Here is an 18,335-nt window from a genome sequence, read left to right as displayed (position 1 = left end):
ATTGATATTGTCCGTAAAATACAATCTTTTTGTAATGCGTTAATTGTGAGTTATTGTCATATATATGGGGGAGACTGCATGAGTAAATTTGTGAGTGATTTCATACGGGGGTCAGATATTTTTAGATATGCTGACTTCCGTTTTTTCTTTTTGGCAGGGGGGCTAATGAATGCTTGACTGGATACTTGGCCTGGGGGCTTTTGGGATGTTTTTTTTGTATGACTGGAACAGGGTCTTTCTTAAAAAGCAGTGGATGTCCCACCTGTTTGCAGCCGGGAATGTGTGTCTGGCAGTGGTGGCTGTCCGTCTGGTACGGCTGTCCCTGACCGTAAGGTTTGGGGGATGGCTTTTGTGGCTTACGGGAGCGGCTGTTTTCCTGGCCCTTCTCATTTATACACTGTATTTTGCCCTCCCCTTTGACAGTACTTACTGCAAGGAGGCGGACCTGCACACGGTGTGCAGGAGCGGGATGTACGGCTGGTGCCGCCATCCGGGTATCTGGTGGTTTTTCGGATGCTTTTTCTGTCTGGGCATGTCCACTTCCCTTGGGGAACGGGTGATACTCTGCCTGGTCCTGTCCTTTCTCAACCTGCTGTATGCCTGGTACCAGGACCGCTGCATCTTTGCGGCGGAGTTTTCTGATTACGAGGATTATAAGAGAACCGTGCCATTTTTGATACCGAATTTCATACAAAACAGTAAAAGGCGGTGAGGATCAATGACATTTGAGGAAAAGCTGGCTAACCAGGAGTACGACCGGATCTGGCAGGAATACTGCGGTTTCCTGGATCTGGATATGGAATCCTATATGAGGATACAGCGAAGGCTGCTGGAAGAACAGATCCGGCTCTGGAGCAGCAGTCCCCTGGGGCAGAAGATATTAAAGGGCAGAACTCCTTCTAATGTGGAGGAATTCCGTTCCATGGTGCCCCTGACCACCTATGAAGACTATGCGGATGTACTGCTTCTAAAAAAGGAGGACATGCTTCCGGATAAGCCCATCATATGGCTTCAGACCACCTGGGAGGGGGGCAAACACCCTATTAAGGTGGCTCCCTACACCAATGCCATGCTGGAGACTTATAAGAATAACATTATCACCTGCCTTATGATGGCTACCAGCAAGGGGAGGGGAAGCTTTGACATCAGTATCGGCGATACCTTTCTCTATGGACTGGCGCCCCTTCCGTATATCACCGGGCTGATCCCGCTGGGGCTGCAGGACCAGTTTCACATGGAGTTTCTGCCTCCTGTGAATGAAGCGGTGAACATGACGTTTTCCGAGCGCAATAAAAAGGGCTTTAAAATGGGGCTCAGCAAGGGGATCGATTTCTTTTTCGGCATGGGAAGCGTGGCTTATTATGTGAGCATGAGCATCGCCAGTCTGTCCGAAGGCGGCAGGAAAGGGGGATCCTCCTTAAAGAAGCTGTTTACCATGCCACCCAACATGGCTGTGAAGTTCCTTAAGGCAAAAAAACAGTGCCAGAAGGACAACCGCCAGCTGATGCCAAAGGATCTTTTTAAGCTGAAGGGATTCCTTTGCGCGGGCACCGACAACCGCTGTTATAAGGATGATCTGGAGGAATTGTGGGGCGTGCGTCCGGTGGAGGTATTTGCCGGAACGGAGCCCAGCTTTGTAGGTACAGAGACATGGAACCGCAATGGACTGTACTTTTTCCCTGATGCATGTTTTTATGAGTTCATGCCTCAGGATGAGATGTACAGGAATATGGAGGATCCCTCCTACGCCCCCAAGACCGTGTGCATGGACCAGGTGGTGCCGGGAGAGGTATATGAGCTGGTTCTGACCGTGTTAAAGGGAGGGGCATTTGCCAGGTACCGGGTGGGGGATATGTACCGCTGCCTGGGTCTTGCCAGCAAGGAGGACGACACCAGGATCCCCAGGTTTGAATACATAGACAGGGTTCCGGACATCATCGATATCGCGGGATTTACCCGGATATCGGAGAATTCCATCAAGAATGTGATCGAGCTCTCAGGGTTAGAGGTGGCAGGCTGGGTGGCCCTGAAGGAGTTTACGCCGGATAAGGGCAGGCCGTATCTGCACATGTATGTGGAGCTGGCGCCGGGCACGGTGGTGAACCGTGCGGTGAGCAGGGAATTGTTAAAGGAGCATCTTACCATTTATTTTAAATATGTGGACCAGGATTACCAGGACCTGAAACGGATCCTGGGTATGGACCCGCTGGAGATCACAGTTCTCAGATGCGGCACGTTTAAGGCATACAAGGAAAGGGCTGGAAAGACGCTGAGACATATTAACCCTTCCATCCATGATGTACAGGAGATGGTAAGGATGCAGGAGCCGACAAACAGGCAGAGGAGATATTGAGTGTATGAGAAGTTATGTTTTTATTTCCGTCACAGCCTTATATTTCTACATGTTTCTCATGTTGGCCTTCCTGTCAGCTAAAAAGTCAAAGCTGGTCAGGGATTTCATCGCTGTTTTGGGAAGCATGATCTTGTGGACAGGCGGCTCTCTGCTTATGAGGCTTACGGCATGGCCGTCCTACCAGGTATGGTTCCATCTTTCGCTGCTGGGAATTGCCCTGGTACCTTATACGTTCTTTTGTTTTATACGGGATTTCTGCGGCCATTCGCCCAGATCATCCCACCGTATGTGGCTGTTTTTGATATTGGCAGTAAATATCTATAACATGGCCACAAGGCATTTGCTGGAAGCGCCGGAGATCACCTGGATCGGCAGCAATGCGTTTTTCGTGTACCACATGACCTGGCGCGTGGTCGCAATCTACGGCATCTGCTTTCTGGTGGTCATCCATTCAGCGGTCATCATATGGAGCTGCAGGAAGAATAAGAGCGTGTGCTCTAAAGTGGTTCCCCTGTTATCAGGCATCCTGCTGCTCTTTGCAGGCAACATGGCAGTGCCTGTGTTTAACGGGTTTCCCATCGATATCCTGGCAGGGGCGGTGAACGCGGGGGTCATGTTCTACACCCTGTATTCCAGGCATGTGTTTAAGATGACCCTGCTGTTTTCACGGGGAAACTGTTACATCATTGCAATGGCCATCAGCGCCCTGGCGTTTTATAACATTGCCCAGACACTGGAGCAGCTGATACGGACCTCGGTTCCCATGCTGGCGCCCTTCAGTGTTATGATCGTGGCCACCCTGACCATGCTGGCCACCATGCTGATCTATACAGTTGCCAAGGGCTTTTTTGACAAGCTGTTCATAAAAGAGGAGGTGAGCCAGACCGAGCGCCTGAGCGAATACACTTCCCTGGTATCCCAGTCCCTGAGGCTGAATGAGATACTTCAGGGCCTGGTGTCCGTGATCACGGATACCCTTCATGCAAAGAAGATCTATATCTGCATCAATGACGGGCAGGGAAATTATCCGGCCGTGTTCAGCAGCAGCCCTCTGGATGATAAGAATTTTATTTTGAACGGAAGCTCACCCCTTGTGGGCTGGCTGAAGAACCATGACACCTGCCTTTTGCTCAGGGACTTTAAGCGGACAGTGGAGTACAAGTCCATGTGGGAGGAAGAAAAAAGTCAGCTGGAAAATCTGAAGATCGAGTGCCTGCTTCCCCTGAAGGACGGAGATGACCTGGCAGGCCTGGTGCTCCTTGGAGGCAAGGACAAAAAGAAGCAAACTGCGGTCAGGCTACACGGAGGAGGATATCATTTTCCTCAACTCCATTGAATCTGTAAGCTCCATTGCAGTAAAGAATTCCAGGCTGTATGAAAAGGCCTACGAGGAGGCCAGGACGGATGAGCTGACCGGCCTTTTAAACAGAAAGTATTTTTATGAGGTGCTGGAAGAAACATTTGAAAAATGCAGACGGACTTCCCTGGCTTTGTCCATTTTTAATGTGGATGACTTTAAGCTGTACAACCAGCTTTACGGCAACCAGGAGGGGGACCGGGCCCTGGTGCATATTGCTCGGATCATCCAGGGCACGGTGGGGGATAATGGTTTCTGCGCCCGCTACAGCGGCAAGGAGTTTGCTGTGATCCTGCCGGACTATGACATCTATTCGGCCCAGAATTTGTCGGAGAATATTTCGCGTCAGATCCAGAACATGAACCGGGACTGCGTGGAGACGTATCTCAAGCCTTTGACTGTCAGCTGCGGCATCTGCGCCATCCCTTACGGGGCGGCCAGTCTGCAGGAACTGGTATCCAATGCGGACTGTGCCGTATATCATGTTAAGCGCTCTGGGAAGAATGGGATCCGGGTCTATTCGGACGGCATCATCGGCATCCGGGACACGGATGAAGGGCTGGCCAAAAAGCACAAGAGCATGTATTCCGAATATGCGCCTACCATCTATGCCCTTACCGCTGCCATTGATGCAAAGGACCACTATACGTTCCAGCATTCCAAAAATGTAGCTTACTATGCGGTATCCATGGGGGAGGCCCTGAGGACCAGCGAGGAGTACAGGGAAATACTCAAGGAGTCCGCCCTGCTCCACGATATAGGAAAGATAGGAATACCTGAGAATATACTGAATAAGACCGGCAAACTCACAGATGAGGAGTACGAGGTGATGAAACGCCACGTGGAGGCATCGGTGGAGATTATCCGCCACCTTCCTTCCATGGATTACGTGATCCCTGCGGTCATCGGTCATCATGAGCGCTATGACGGCAGGGGATACCCCCGCCGCATTGCGGGCAGGGACATTCCCCTTGCGGCCAGGATCCTGTGTATTGCGGATTCCTTTGACGCCATGGTGTCAAAGAGAAGCTATAAGTCCAGCATGTCAGTGGATTTTGCCATCAATGAACTGGAAAAGGGTGCCGGAACCCAGTTTGATCCGGAACTGGTTCCCACATTTGTGGAGCTGGTCCGCACAGGGGTCATAAAACCTGTGCTGGACGAAGTCCAGGAAGAAACATAAAAAACAGCCTGTACGCCCGGTGGGGGATGTACAGGCTGTTTTGAAGATACAGCTGATTGGGGCTACAGCCTGATTTGGGACAGTGCCTGCTTTCAGAATACCATTTGGACCAATATCATGTAGCACACCGTGCCCAGGACAATGCTTGCCAGCGTATTTCTTTTCCACAGGTGGAGGACCACCACCACGGCCACGGAGATCAGTTCCGGCAGGCCGTACGGATAGGTTAAGGGCGTGATGCCCTTCAGGCAGTAGACCACCAGCACGGCCATGATGGCGGCCGGAAGCACGCACCCAAGGTAGCGGATCAGCCTGGGCACCTCCTTTTTGCCGCCAAAGAGCAGAAAGGGGAGCCAGCGCGTGACCTGGGTGCACAGGGCGCAGATCAGTATGGTGGACAGTACATAGGCCGGGTTTGAAAGGTTTGTCATGGGTTGGTTTCCTCCATTTTCTTTTCCACTGCTTTTTGAAGGAACAGCAGAAAGGCTACTGTGGCTGCCAGGGCCGGCAGGATAAAGTTGGATGAGCGGATCAGCATCAGGAACAGGGCGCCGCATATAAATCCTGTTATGGCCGGTATGTGGGTCCTGGCTGCCTTCCACTGGTCCACACAGATCACCACGAACAGGGCTGTCATAGCAAAGTCGATCCCTGTGGTGTCAAACCGGATCAGCTCCCCCATCAGGGCGCCCATGACAGAGCCTGCCACCCAGTAACACTGGTCAAACAGGGCGGTGAAAAATGTGGCCGCCTTCCACTCCCTGTCCGTGAAATCCGATGGCCGGGCCATGGAGCACAAAAGGGAGTAGGTCTCGTCCGTCAATGAAAATACCATATAGGGATAGGTGCGTTTCATTTCCTTAAACCGCTGGATAAAGGTCAGTCCGTAGAAGGCATGGCGGCTGTTGATGAACAGGGTCATGACGGCTGTGGTGATAAAGCTCAGCCCGCCGGTGAGGATACCCACCAGGGCAAACTGCATGGAACCGGCATAGACCAGGGCGCTGATGAGAAAGGCCCAGCCCACCCCCAAACCTGATTTTTGAAGCAGGAGTCCGAAGGCAATTCCAAGGAATATGTATCCCAGAAAGATGGGGACCGTCTTTATCAATGCATACTTAGCTGCTTTTTTCATGATTTGGCAATTCTCCTTAATATTTATATACAATTTAGCACATTAATATAGTATAGCAGACAGACAGGAAGATTTCTACCTGAAAATGTATTTTGCCCTTTCACAGACAAAAGAAATGTGTTATGATTATTTATTATACTCAATTAGAATAGTAACCACGGAGGAACAATTATGGCAGAGAAAGACACCGTAATGGAAACAGAGGAAAAGGAGGTAGTCTCCAAGAACTTTATTGAACAGGAGATTGACAAGGACCTGGCGGAGGGCGTATATGACCATGTCCAGACCCGTTTCCCGCCTGAGCCCAACGGTTATTTACACATCGGACATGCCAAGTCCATATTGCTGAATTACGGGCTGGCACAGAAATACGGTGGAAAGTTCAACCTGCGTTTTGATGATACAAACCCAACAAAAGAGAAGACGGAATTTGTGGAGTCCATTATGGCGGATGTAAAGTGGCTGGGCGCTGATTTTGACGACAGGCTGTTTTTTGCATCCAATTATTTTGAGCAGATGTACCAGTGCGCAGTATTCCTGATCAAAAAGGGAAAGGCATTTGTCTGTGACCTGACCGCAGAGGAGATCAGGGAGTACCGCGGAGATTTTACCACTCCGGGCAAGGAGAGCCCATACAGGAACAGGACGCCGGAGGAGAACCTAAAGCTGTTTGAGGATATGAAGGACGGCAAGTACAGGGACGGGGAAAAGGTGCTTCGGGCCAAGATCGACATGGCTTCTCCCAATATCAACATGAGGGATCCTGTCATTTACCGTGTGGCCCATATGGCCCATCATAACACAGGGGACAAGTGGTGCATTTACCCCATGTATGATTTTGCCCACCCTATTGAGGACGCCATTGAGAAGATCACCCACTCCATCTGCACCCTGGAGTTTGAGGATCACAGACCGCTTTATGACTGGGTGGTGAGGGAATGTGAGTTTGAGAATCCTCCGCGCCAGATTGAATTTGCAAAGCTGTACCTGACCAACGTGGTGACAGGCAAACGGTATATCAAGAAGCTGGTGGAGGACGGTATTGTGGACGGCTGGGATGATCCGCGCCTTGTATCCATAGCAGCCCTGCGCAGAAGGGGCTACACGCCGGAAGCAATCAAGATGTTTGTGGATCTGGTAGGCGTGTCAAAGGCCAACAGTTCTGTGGATTACGCCATGCTGGAATACTGTATCCGCGAGGACTTAAAGCTTAAAAGACCGCGTATGATGGCTATCCTGGATCCTGTGAAGCTGGTGATCGACAACTATCCCGAGGGCCAGACAGAACTGCTGGATGTCCCCAATAACCTGGAGAATCCGGAATTGGGTGACAGGAAGGTGCCCTTTGGGCGTGAGCTTTATATTGAGAGGGAGGACTTCATGGAAGAGCCGCCCAAGAAATATTTCCGTATGTTCCCGGGTAATGAGGTGCGGCTTATGGGCGCATATTTTGTGACATGCACCGGATGTGAAAAGGATGAGAACGGCAATGTGACCGTTGTCCATGGAACCTATGATCCTGAGACCAAGAGCGGCTCCGGCTTTGAAGGGCGAAAGGTAAAGGGAACCATCCACTGGGTTGCGGTTCCCACCGCAAGGCAGGTGGAGTGCCGCCTTTATGAGAATATTGTGGATGAGGAAAAGGGCAAGATGAATGAGGACGGAAGCCTGAACTTAAATCCCAATTCCCTTACTGTGTTGAAAAACTGCTTTGTGGAGCCTGCCCTGGCAGAGGGAAAGGCATATGACAGCTATCAGTTTGTGCGCAACGGCTTTTTCTGTGTGGACTGCAAGGACAGCACTCCGGAGCAGCCTGTGTTCAACCGGATCGTATCCCTTAAGAGTTCGTTCAGACTGCCTAAGTAAAGGGGATTTTATCGGGCCGTATCATGGGAACCGTATGAGATAAGAGATGTTAAGAGGAGCCGCGTATTTTATGCGGCTCCTTTTTGGCAGGCGGGGGCAAATGCCACAGGGATATGCCACAGAGATAAATGTTACGCGCGGATGGGCGAAGGACGGGAACGTGCTTCGCGCCCATTTGATCCAGGGGAGGTGCGATGTATGAAGATAGGTGAGTTTTCGCGGGAATTCCAGGTGCCTCAGCACACCATACGGTACTATGTGGAACTGGGGCTGCTGGTCCCCGAGGTGAAGAACCATCAATACAGTTTTAACGAGGACTGCCGGGCGGATATGAAGCTGATCGAAAAGTCAAAGGCGGTGGGGTTCCCTTTAAAGGATATCCACAAGATCCTTTCCCTTAGAAGGCTGTCCAATTTCGCCAGCCCGGAGGACAGCGGACAGCTGGCCCTGTATATGGAGGAGCGCCTGCGGGAACTGGAGCAGGAGAGGGAACAATGGGAACAGAGGAAAAGGCGCCTGGAAAAGCGGATCGCAGATCTGGAGCCGTAGATAACGGGGGGACGGGGATGAAGATACAGGAATTTTCCACATTATACGGACTTTCGGTGAGGACGGTCCGCTATTATGTCCAGCTGGGCCTGCTGCGCCCGGGAAAAAGGGAGGGACAGCTATTCTTTGACCAGGACTGTAAAAGGGAGCTGGAGACCATCCTGGGGCTTAGGGAGGATGGGTTTTTGTTAAAGGAGATCGGGGATTGGTTTTCCTGGGAACGGGGGGAGAAACCGGAAGGGGAAATATGGGGACTTAAAAAGGAACTGCTAAGGCAGGTGCACAGGCGTGTGTGCGAACAGGAACAGAAGCTGGATACTGCCTGCAGGGAACTGAGGCAGCAGATAAAAGAATTAAACAGGACTCCGCAGCACCGGCGGGCCGGGATCCATCTGAATATCCTGCCCATCCTGTGCTGCCCCCGCTGCGGCGGATCCCTTGTATATGAGGATACCAGGATCGAGGATCTGGAGATCGTAAAGGGAAAAGCATCCTGTGTCTGCGGATATGAAGCTGAGATCCGGGATGGGATCTATATTGGGGGAGACATGGAGGTGGAGGCAGAGGGGAAGGCGGGGAGGGGTACGGAGGAGAAAACAGGGAAGAGTACGGAGAAGGACACGGGAAAGGATGAGGGGAGAGGGATGGAGAAAGGTCCCAGGATCGTGCCTATTGACAGGAACCGGGAGACCTACGGGCGCCTGAAGCCGGACGGGGTGAGCCGCCTTCAAAAGAATTTTTATTGGATCCTCAAGGAGATACAGTCCCAGCCTCTAAAGGGAAAAGTGATATTGGAAAATTTTGTAAATACCATCTGCTTTTTGAGCACCGGGATCCTGTATCTGGACCCGGAGGCAATTTATATTATCGCGGATTCCGATCTGTCGGTGATCCGGGATATCAAGGCCAGGATCGAGACGCTGGACCGGCGCTATCAGATCCTATATCTTGTGACAGACACACTGGCCTATCCGCTGAAGGGGGGATCCGTGGATATTGTGCTGGATTATTTCCACACCGAGATCATCCAGGGATTTAACATATCCTCCCTGGAGCGGGCCATGGCGCCCTATGTCCACAAAGGATCACGGGCAGTGGGGATCTTCACCTATATCAAAAAAGGCAGCAGGACTCTTGCCAATAACAGGCGCAAGTTTCCGGATTCCTACAGGGACAGGTTTATTCTGCGGGCGTTAAAGGAGGATCTTAAATCCTGCGGCCTGGTGACCCTGAAGGAGCAGGATGAAAATACCCTGACATTTTCCGTCATTGAATCTTACGAAGAGGGGGACCTTTTGGGAGAGTATTGTTTTCTGGCCGAATACAGGTAAATATGAGTTTTACAGTCAACTTTAGATTTTGAGAAAAAATACTTTATATTATAGGTTGACAGTATGTGCAGGTCATGGTGTTTAATTAGGACAGAAACAGAAAGCGCGCATGACTGGATTCAAACCATATACGTAGAAAACTTATAATAAGGAGGTCCTTTTATGGATAAGGGGAAGGGACAGGGGGCTGACCGGCCTCAGGAGCTGAAACGCAAGCTGGGACTGGGAGCCGTGGTATCCCTGGGGGTTGGGACCGTGATCGGTTCAGGTATATTTTCATCGGTGGGGGAGGTGGCCGCTGCCTCAGGATGTGCGGCGATCACGATCCTGGCATTTATAGTGGGCGGGATCATCATGATTCCTCAGAACATGGTGGCTGCGGAGATTACAGCCGCATGTCCGGATGACGGAGGGTTCTATGTCTGGTTCAGGGAGGCGGGAAGCAGGCCGCTAGCATTCCTATGCGGCTGGACCACGTTCTGGGGCGGGGATCCGCCGTCCTATTCCATCATGGCCCTGGCTTTGGCGGACTACATAGCATTTTTTATTCCCGGGATTGCCGGGATCGGCATCAAGCTGCTGGCCACTGCTCTGATCGTGACATTCATGATCATCAACATGCGTTCCGTGGAGGTGGGCGGCAAGTTCCTCACCTTTATGACCAGTTTTAAAATGCTTCTCTTTGCGCTTCTCATTGGCGTGGGACTGTTTTATGCGGACAAGACCATGATAAGCGCACCGGCCATGGCAGGGGCATCCACCGGGTTTAAGGCGCTTCTGGCAGGCGTTTCCGCCACCACATGGTCCTATGCGGGGATGGCCACGGCCTGTTCCATGGCAGGGGAGGTGAAGGATCCGGAAAAGACCATTCCAAAAGCCCTGATCATTACGGTTTTTGTCATCATTGCCATTTACACCAGTCTGGCAGCAGCTGTCACCGGCCTTCTGCCCATGAATCTTTTAACCGCATCCTCCGCACCGGTGGCTGAGGCGGCTGCGCAGATTCCGGTGATCGGTTCGGCAGCAGGCGTTATGACTGCATTTATCGCCATTATCGTCATTATCGCATCTCTCCACGGGACCATCATGTGCCAGCCGAGGATCGAGTATGCAATGGCAAAGGATGGCCTGTTTTTCCGGAAATTTGCTGAGATCCATCCCAAGTGGGAGACACCGGCCAACTCCATCATGTATTCCTGCGCTGTTTCCATTGTCCTGGTATTTGCAGCGGATATCGGAGCCTTGTTAGGATTCTTTTCCTTCGTGGCCCTGTGTAAAAATGCCCTTTCCTTTGCAACCATGTTTAAGCTGCATAAGAAAGCGGATTATAATCCTTCCTGGAAATGCCCGGCCTGGCTGCTTATGACCATCCTGTCCGTGGGAGCCAATGTGGTCCTCCTTGTGTCTACCTTTTTGTGGGCGCCCTACAAGAGCCTGTTCAGTGCCTTTGTAGTGGTGGCTACCGGGCTTCCCGCCTATTATTTCTGGGAGAGCAAAAACAGAAAGGAAGGTAGGGCCTGATGATGGAAAACCGTGTATTTGCCCTGAAGGGCGCAGTTGTGTATACGGAGGAAAAAGAGCGTTTTATCTGCCATGACAATGCATATGTTGTGTGTGAAAATGGAGTTTCGGCCGGGGTATACAGAGAGCTGCCGGCAAACTATAAGGATATCCAGGTGATGGATTACGGCAGCCATGTGATCATTCCCGGACTGTGTGACCTGCACCTTCATGCTCCCCAGTACGGATTTCGGGGCCTGGGCCGCAACATTGAAGCCGATGGCTGGGGAACCTGGTTTGATATCTATGCGTTTCCCGAGGAAAGCCATTACAGGGATCTGGAATATGCGGCCAGGGCATATGAACGTTTTACCCATGATCTGATGAAGACCACCACCACCAGGGCGGTGATGTTTGCCACCATCCACCGGCCCGCCACCGAACTGCTCATGTCAATACTGTATAAAAAGGGGTTTGCAGCCTATGTGGGGAAGGTCAATATGGACCGCAATTCCATGGAGGGTCTGGTGGAGACCACAGAGGAAAGCCTGCGCGAGACAGAAGAGTGGCTGCGTGACTGCAGGGGCCTGTACGGCCCGGTAAAGCCTGTGATCACCCCCCGGTATGTTCCCACCTGCACGAACCAGCTGCTGGAGGGGTTGGGAGCATTGGCGGAAAAATACAATGTGCCTGTGCAGTCCCACCTGTCCGAGGGTCTGGATGAGATCAAGTGGGTGAATGAACTGGAGCCGGGGCTGACATGTTATGGGGAGGCCTATGACAGATACGGCCTCATGGGGTCTGCAGTCCCGGCCGTGATGGCCCACTGTGTCTTTCCAAATGAAGCAGAGATGGAGCTGATGAGGGAGCGGAAGGTGATGGTTGCCCATTGTCCGGAGTGCAACATGTTTGCCGCCAACATTGCGCCTGTGAGGGAATATCTGGATTCCGGCATTGCCGTGGGCCTGGGCTCAGACATGGCGGGTGTGGGGCGTCTGGAAATGTTCCAGGTGGTAAAACATGCCATCCTGGCATCCAGGGTCAGATGGGCCCAGACAGAGCAGGGGGACGACCCTGACGCGGTCATGGGAGGATTGTCCTGGTCGGAAGCATTTTACCTGGCAACCAAAGGGGGAGGAAGCTTCTGGGGCAAAGCAGGCAGTTTTGAACCGGGGTACCTGTTTGACGCAGTGGTACTGGATGATACGTCCATTGCGGATCTGAGCCGGCGTTCCACCTGTGAGCGGATCGAACGGCTGATCCAGGCCGGAGATGACAGGAATATTGTTGCAAAATATATTGAGGGGAGACTGGTATACGGATCCGGCAAGTGAAAAACGCTGTAACTGGGAAATGGATCCGCTGTAATAGTGCATCATAACAGTGAGATGGCTGCCGCGCCTTTTAAGCAGGGTGCAGCAGCCATTTTCCTGTGATGACCGGTCTGTCCCGGTCTTAGCACATATACCGGAGACCCCTGAATATTGACAGCACCATGCAAATCTGGTATGATTTATCCGGTTGATATATTTGATTATAACAATGCCAGTTGATGGAAGAAAGGTGGGGACATGGAACTGATCATACCCTTTGACAGCCAGTCGGAAAGTCCTCTTTATGAACAGATCTACCAGTACATCAAGGACGAGATACGCTCGGCCAGGCTGGAGGCAGGCAGCAGGCTTCCATCGACCAGGGTCCTGGCGCAGAATTTGAAAGTGAGCCGCAGTACCACGCAGATGGCCTATGACCAGCTGCTGTCGGAAGGGTATATCGAGGCTCTGCCCTGCAAGGGATATTATGTGTGTAAAATAGAGGAACTGGTGGAGGTACGGCAGAGATCGCCGGGTTCCTTTGTGGTGGAGCAGGAGCCGGGGGAACAGGCCTATGAGGTGGACTTTTCTCCCAGGGGAATCGACCTGGAAAGTTTCCCCTTTAATATCTGGAGAAAACTCAGCCGCAATACATTGGTGGATGACAATAAGGATATGTTTGCAGTGGGCAATCCACAGGGAGAACTGTCCCTTCGTACAGCCATTGGAGCATATCTCCATTCAGCCAGAGGAGTGAACTGCAGCCCGGACCAGATACTGATCGGTGCCGGCAGCGAATACCTTCTCATGCTTTTGGGGCAGATCCTGGGAAATGACCTGGGCAGTGATCCACGGATCGCAATGGAAAACCCCACGTACAAGCAGGCGTACCGTGTGCTGCGCGGGGTGGGATACAGCGTGGTTCCCGTGGAAATGGACCGGTACGGGATGAATGTGGACCGGCTTTCGCACAGCGGGGCACAGGTGGCGTATATCATGCCCTCCCATCAATATCCCACAGGGATCGTCATGCCTGTAAAGCGCCGCCAGGAACTGCTGGCTTGGGCTTACAGCAGCCGGGGCTATCTGATCGAGGATGATTATGACAGCGAGTTCCGCTACAAAGGTATGCCTATCCCCGCCCTTCAGGGCATGGACCGGGGCGGCAGGGTGATATATATGGGAACATTTTCCAAATCCATAGCCCCGGCAATCCGTGTGGGGTTTATGGTGCTGCCCCGTCATTTGATGGAGAAGTACAGGGAACGGGCTGGTTTTTACGCCTCCACAGTGTCCAGGATTGATCAGAATATCTTGTACCAGTTCATTACCCAGGGGTACTATGAGCGGCATTTAAACCGTATGAGGGCTGTGTACAAAGGAAAGCATGATGTGCTCCTGGCCGGACTTAAGGATCTGGAGGACAGGTTTGTGATCAATGGGGAATATGCCGGCCTTCATGTGCTCCTGACCTCTAAGTGGAAAGGCGGCGAGATGCAGCTGGTGGAGCGGGCAGCCGCAGCCGGGGTGAAGGTCTATGCAATGTCGGACTGCTTTATCAACCCACAGCACGGTATGGATTCCTCCACGGTCATGCTGGGATACGCAAGGCTCAGTGAGAGGGAGATTGAAAAGGGGATCAGGCTCTTGGATCAGGCCTGGGAAAAACCGGAGAAAGGGTCGGAGAAAAGGCCGGAGATATGACCGGAGAAAGGGTCGGAGAAAAGGCCGGAGATATGACCGGAGAAAGGAACAGTGAAACCATGAAGAACAGAAAATTCAGCGTGCCGGATATAACAGCAATAGCTGCATTTGCCATTGTGCTGGGAATCAGCGTTTTTTGGGGAATGAAGGGCCAGGGACATATATCCGGCCGTATCAGTGGTGAGATGGCGGCAGACCCTGGTATTGATAATGCAGGAGGAGGCCGCATGGCGGACGGCGCAGGAAGTGAAGACGGCGCAGGAGGTGTGGGCCGCGCAGAAAGCGGGGATGGCATGGGCGGCTCAGGGAGTCGGGCCAGGGCGGACGGCGTCCCTGTTCTGGACCAGGATCAGGATGCATTGGCGGGAGATATCATGAAGGCGCTGAATGAGGGAAATCTGGAAAAGGCGGCGGGCATCATGGAGCGGGAAGAGGAAACACTGCAGGATCTGTTTTACACAACCATGGAGGGCAGGCGTTACCTCTATAATGGGGAAGGCCTTAGTGAAGAGATAGAAGGGCAGGGAATGGTTTTTACAATGGCCGGCACCGTATATTACGGAACATTCCAGGATGGAAAGCCGGAGGGACAGTGTACGGCCCTTCAGGTGGTGAACCTGGACGCTCCCAGGTATGATTACTCCGAAGGGCTCTGGAAGGACGGCAGGATGGAAGGGAAAGGCCATACCGGCTACTGCTATTATCAGTGGAGCCCGGAGGGGGAAGTGAGGGATATCTGCAAGACGGGTACATTTTCAGAAGACCTTATGGACGGTGAAGTGACCTATACCAGCATGAATGATGAGAATGAGACAGTCACTTGGAAACTGGAAGTGGACCGCGGCGTGGTGGTTACGGATGAGAGGTGGGTTTACAGCGAATCCACAGAAGAATACCAGCTTTTGTCAGAGGACAGTGACAACCATGCGTATGTGCTGGGAGAAGAACAGATCAAGCTGCCTGTATGGAAAAATCTTCTGGTATGGGAGGAGTGATCCTGAACCATTAAACACAGGAAAAAAGAAAAACCTCCGGGGCAGCGGCACAATGCCAAAAACCCCCGGAGGTTTTATGCTTTAATCCAGTGTATCTTCCTCAATGGTGGCGGTGGGCTCGGGAGCGGGAGGGATATCCTCCTTTTCCACGGAAGCTTCCTCCTCGTCCATCAGGTCATCGCTGTAATCTTCCGGGTAATTCCTGGGAGGATAGGAAGAATCGCCGTCCATACGGCCATAGTCATAGAGGTCATCCTCGTCCACATAATCATCATCCAGGAACCCTTCGTCCTCGAACAGTTCGGAATCGTCCTCCTTGTTCTGTCCGTGCTCATCCATGAGATCCGCCTTCTTGGCCTTCATAGTGTGTATGGCGATGTGGGCCGTGTCCACGGCTGCTGAGACGGCTTCGTGAGCCGTATCTGACAGAAGGCTGCCTGCATCCTTTAGTACGTTCTTCGTGGCGCTGGCCATGTCCTTGGCAGCTACCTTGAACTCATCTTTGCTGGATGAAAGGGAGATATAATTGCGGTCCGCCTTCCGTGAATCAATGGTGCGGTCAGAAGCATCCGCATCTGCCTCCTCATCGTTGTCCTCAAACTCGCGGAAATCTTTTTCCAGTTCATTATGGTATGTCTTATACTGAAGTACATAAGAAACGCCGGCAGCCACAGCTCCTGCTACAGCTGCAAATGCTACGAACTTACCCCAACCTTTCTTTGACATGACAAAACCCCCTTCTTAGAATAATGATAAAGCATAATTGTGCGATACATTTCATAGTATTCCTTATTGCTACTATTGTAATACGAATGGAAAAAAAAAGAAACATCAATTTGTAAAAAAATAATAAAATTAAAAGAAATTAGCACTCAAGTCTTGACAGTGCTAACAACTGGTGATATAACATATCATGTGAGCAAAATTAAGATGCTTAGTAAGTAACGAGAAAGAAAAAGCAGACAGATTGTAAGGAGGAATTCAATTATGAAGTTGGTACCATTGTTTGACAAGGTCGTATTAAAGCAGTTAGTAGCAGAAGAGACTACAAAGTCCGGTATTGTCCTTCCGGGAGCAGCGAAGGAAAAACCACAGCAGGCAGAGGTTATCGCAGTAGGCCCAGGCGGTGTTGTGGACGGCAAGGAGATCACCATGCAGGTAAAGGCAGGGGATCAGGTTATCTACTCCAAGTACTCCGGTACAGAGGTAGAGCTGGATGATGAGAAGTACGTGATCGTTAAACAGAGCGACATCCTGGCAGTAGTTGAATAATTGAACCCATTTTACAAAATAATGAATAGAACATAAATTTGGAGGTTGATCATCATGGCAAAGCAGATTAAATATGGCGTAGAAGCCCGCAAGGCACTTGAATCAGGTGTGAATCAGTTAGCAGATACAGTACGTGTTACCTTAGGACCGAAAGGACGCAACGTTGTTCTGGATAAATCCTTTGGAGCTCCATTAATTACCAATGACGGCGTGACCATTGCAAAAGAGATCGAACTGGCAGATGCCTACGAGAATATGGGCGCTCAGCTGATCAAGGAAGTTGCTTCCAAGACCAATGATGTTGCCGGTGACGGTACTACAACCGCAACTGTACTGGCTCAGGCAATGGTAAACGAAGGTATGAAGAACCTGGCGGCAGGCGCTAACCCCATTGTTCTGAGAAAGGGCATGAAGAAAGCCACAGACGCTGCTGTTGACGCTATTAAGGCTATGAGCAAGCCCATTAACGGCAAGGCACAGATCGCAAGAGTTGCAGCCATCTCCGCATCTGATGATGAGGTTGGTACAATGGTAGCAGACGCTATGGAGAAGGTTTCCAAGGACGGCGTTATCACCATTGAGGAATCCAAGACAATGATGACAGAGCTTGACCTGGTTGAAGGTATGCAGTTTGACAGAGGTTACCTGTCTGCTTATATGTGCACTGATATGGATAAGATGGAAGCAAACCTGGACGATCCGTATGTGCTGATCACCGATAAGAAGATCTCCAATATCCAGGATCTGCTTCCTCTGTTAGAGCAGGTTGTAAAGATGGGCGCAAGACTGCTTATCATTGCAGAGGATGTGGAAGGCGAAGCACTGACCACCCTGATCGTTAACAAGTTAAGAGGTACATTCAACGTAGTTGCTGTTAAGGCTCCAGGCTACGGCGACAGAAGAAAAGAGATGCTGCAGGATATCGCTATTCTCACAGGCGGAACCGTGATCTCCGAGGAAGTTGGACTGGATCTGAAGGATGCAACCATGGAGCAGTTAGGCCGTGCAAAATCCGTTAAGGTTCAGAAAGAGAACACCATTATTGTTGACGGTATGGGAGATAAGGATACTATCGCAGCGAGAGTTGCCCAGATCCGCAAGCAGATCGAGGAGACCACCTCTGACTTTGACAGGGAGAAACTGCAGGAGCGTCTGGCTAAGCTGGCAGGCGGCGTTGCTGTGATCCGTGTAGGCGCTGCTACCGAGACAGAGATGAAGGAAGCTAAGCTTCGTATGGAAGATGCCCTGAATGCAACAAGGGCAGCTGTTGAGGAAGGCATCATTGCGGGCGGCGGTTCCGCATACGTACACGCTGCAGCTGATGTCCAGAAGATCGTGGACGGCCTGGAAGGCGATGAGAAGACCGGCGCTAAGATCATCTTAAAAGCACTGGAAGCTCCTCTGTTCCACATTGTTGCCAATGCCGGACTGGAAGGTTCCGTGATCGTTAATAAGGTAAAAGAATCCAAGACAGGAACCGGATTTGATGCATATAAGGAAGAGTTTGTAGACATGATCGAAGCAGGCATCCTGGATCCTGTAAAGGTTACAAGAAGCGCACTTCAGAACGCAACCAGCGTTGCATCCACACTGCTGACAACCGAGTCCGTGGTTGCCAACATCAAGGAGCCGGCTTCTGCAATGCCGGCAGCACCTGACATGGGCGGAATGTATTAATAAGATAAACGGTTTATGAGATAGAAGTAAAATAATATCAAGAAACAGCCCGGAACGCGGATGGGATACCGTCTGTTCCGGGCTGTTTCAGCGTGGCGGA

Annotated in this window: 14 protein-coding genes and 1 pseudogene; 12 read left to right on the top strand and 3 right to left on the bottom strand. The window is 51.4% G+C overall.

Features of this window, described 5'->3' with window-relative positions:
• Nucleotides 1-169 precede the first annotated feature (169 nt).
• The 3 genes and pseudogenes from HMPREF9469_RS21985 to HMPREF9469_RS33875 all read left to right on the top strand — a co-directional run bounded on the left by HMPREF9469_RS21985 (nucleotide 170) and on the right by HMPREF9469_RS33875 (nucleotide 4,893).
• A complete protein-coding gene (locus HMPREF9469_RS21985) occupies nucleotides 170-712 on the top strand; it encodes a hypothetical protein (protein WP_007866996.1) in 543 nt (180 codons plus the stop codon).
• Between the two features lie 6 nt (nucleotides 713-718).
• Entirely contained in the window at nucleotides 719-2,353 is a 1,635-nt protein-coding gene (locus HMPREF9469_RS21980; RefSeq protein WP_007866993.1) for a GH3 family acyl-acid amido synthetase, read from the top strand.
• 4 nt (nucleotides 2,354-2,357) lie between these two features.
• A pseudogene (locus HMPREF9469_RS33875) lies at nucleotides 2,358-4,893 on the top strand (histidine kinase N-terminal 7TM domain-containing diguanylate cyclase/phosphohydrolase).
• 92 nt (nucleotides 4,894-4,985) lie between these two features.
• On the opposite strand, the gene HMPREF9469_RS21970 reads toward HMPREF9469_RS33875, so the two are convergent.
• Together HMPREF9469_RS21970 and HMPREF9469_RS21965 are read right to left on the bottom strand one after the other, a co-directional pair.
• On the bottom strand, nucleotides 4,986-5,324 hold the full coding sequence (locus HMPREF9469_RS21970; RefSeq protein ID WP_007866984.1) for a branched-chain amino acid transporter permease: 339 nt from the start codon (nucleotides 5,322-5,324) through the stop codon (nucleotides 4,986-4,988).
• A complete protein-coding gene (locus tag HMPREF9469_RS21965) occupies nucleotides 5,321-6,028 on the bottom strand; it encodes an AzlC family ABC transporter permease (protein WP_007866980.1) in 708 nt (235 codons plus the stop codon). Before HMPREF9469_RS21965 ends, HMPREF9469_RS21970 begins: the two co-directional genes overlap by 4 nt.
• A gap of 171 nt (nucleotides 6,029-6,199) precedes the next feature.
• Between HMPREF9469_RS21965 and HMPREF9469_RS21960 the strand changes: the two genes are divergently transcribed.
• From HMPREF9469_RS21960 to HMPREF9469_RS21930, 7 genes are all read left to right on the top strand, one after another.
• A complete protein-coding gene (locus tag HMPREF9469_RS21960) occupies nucleotides 6,200-7,894 on the top strand; it encodes a glutamine--tRNA ligase/YqeY domain fusion protein (RefSeq protein ID WP_007866979.1) in 1,695 nt (564 codons plus the stop codon).
• Between the two features lie 198 nt (nucleotides 7,895-8,092).
• A complete protein-coding gene (locus HMPREF9469_RS21955; RefSeq protein WP_007866977.1) occupies nucleotides 8,093-8,443 on the top strand; it encodes a MerR family transcriptional regulator in 351 nt (116 codons plus the stop codon).
• Nucleotides 8,389-9,774, top strand: a complete 1,386-nt coding sequence (locus HMPREF9469_RS21950; RefSeq protein WP_007866976.1) for a MerR family transcriptional regulator — start codon at nucleotides 8,389-8,391, stop codon at nucleotides 9,772-9,774. The genes HMPREF9469_RS21955 and HMPREF9469_RS21950 overlap by 55 nt, the downstream gene beginning before the upstream one ends.
• A 162-nt stretch (nucleotides 9,775-9,936) precedes the next feature.
• Nucleotides 9,937-11,295, top strand: coding sequence for an amino acid permease (locus HMPREF9469_RS21945; protein WP_007866975.1), 1,359 nt, complete (start codon nucleotides 9,937-9,939; stop codon nucleotides 11,293-11,295).
• On the top strand, nucleotides 11,295-12,608 hold the full coding sequence (locus tag HMPREF9469_RS21940) for an amidohydrolase family protein (RefSeq protein WP_007866974.1): 1,314 nt from the start codon (nucleotides 11,295-11,297) through the stop codon (nucleotides 12,606-12,608). The genes HMPREF9469_RS21945 and HMPREF9469_RS21940 overlap by 1 nt, the downstream gene beginning before the upstream one ends.
• A gap of 237 nt (nucleotides 12,609-12,845) precedes the next feature.
• Entirely contained in the window at nucleotides 12,846-14,291 is a 1,446-nt protein-coding gene (gene pdxR / locus HMPREF9469_RS21935; RefSeq protein WP_007866965.1) for a MocR-like pyridoxine biosynthesis transcription factor PdxR, read from the top strand.
• A 59-nt stretch (nucleotides 14,292-14,350) separates the two neighbouring features.
• Nucleotides 14,351-15,286 (top strand): MORN repeat-containing protein, encoded by a 936-nt coding sequence (locus HMPREF9469_RS21930; protein ID WP_040417132.1) that lies wholly within the window; start codon nucleotides 14,351-14,353, stop codon nucleotides 15,284-15,286.
• Nucleotides 15,287-15,367: 81 nt separating this feature from the next.
• Here HMPREF9469_RS21930 and HMPREF9469_RS21925 read toward each other — a convergent pair whose 3' ends face one another.
• Nucleotides 15,368-16,012, bottom strand: coding sequence for a hypothetical protein (locus tag HMPREF9469_RS21925; protein ID WP_007866936.1), 645 nt, complete (start codon nucleotides 16,010-16,012; stop codon nucleotides 15,368-15,370).
• Nucleotides 16,013-16,273: 261 nt separating this feature from the next.
• Here HMPREF9469_RS21925 and HMPREF9469_RS21920 point away from each other — a divergent pair, with 261 nt between their 5' ends.
• Both HMPREF9469_RS21920 and groL read left to right on the top strand, forming a co-directional pair.
• A complete protein-coding gene (locus HMPREF9469_RS21920; protein ID WP_007866933.1) occupies nucleotides 16,274-16,558 on the top strand; it encodes a co-chaperone GroES in 285 nt (94 codons plus the stop codon).
• 54 nt (nucleotides 16,559-16,612) lie between these two features.
• Nucleotides 16,613-18,235, top strand: a complete 1,623-nt coding sequence (gene groL / locus HMPREF9469_RS21915) for a chaperonin GroEL (RefSeq protein ID WP_007866932.1) — start codon at nucleotides 16,613-16,615, stop codon at nucleotides 18,233-18,235.
• Nucleotides 18,236-18,335 lie beyond the last annotated feature (100 nt).

Source organism: [Clostridium] citroniae WAL-17108 (assembly GCF_000233455.1).
Classification (GTDB): Bacteria; Bacillota; Clostridia; order Lachnospirales; family Lachnospiraceae; genus Enterocloster; species Enterocloster citroniae.
Note: the sequence above shows the minus strand (reverse complement) of the source record. Positions and strands in the feature narration are given on the sequence as shown.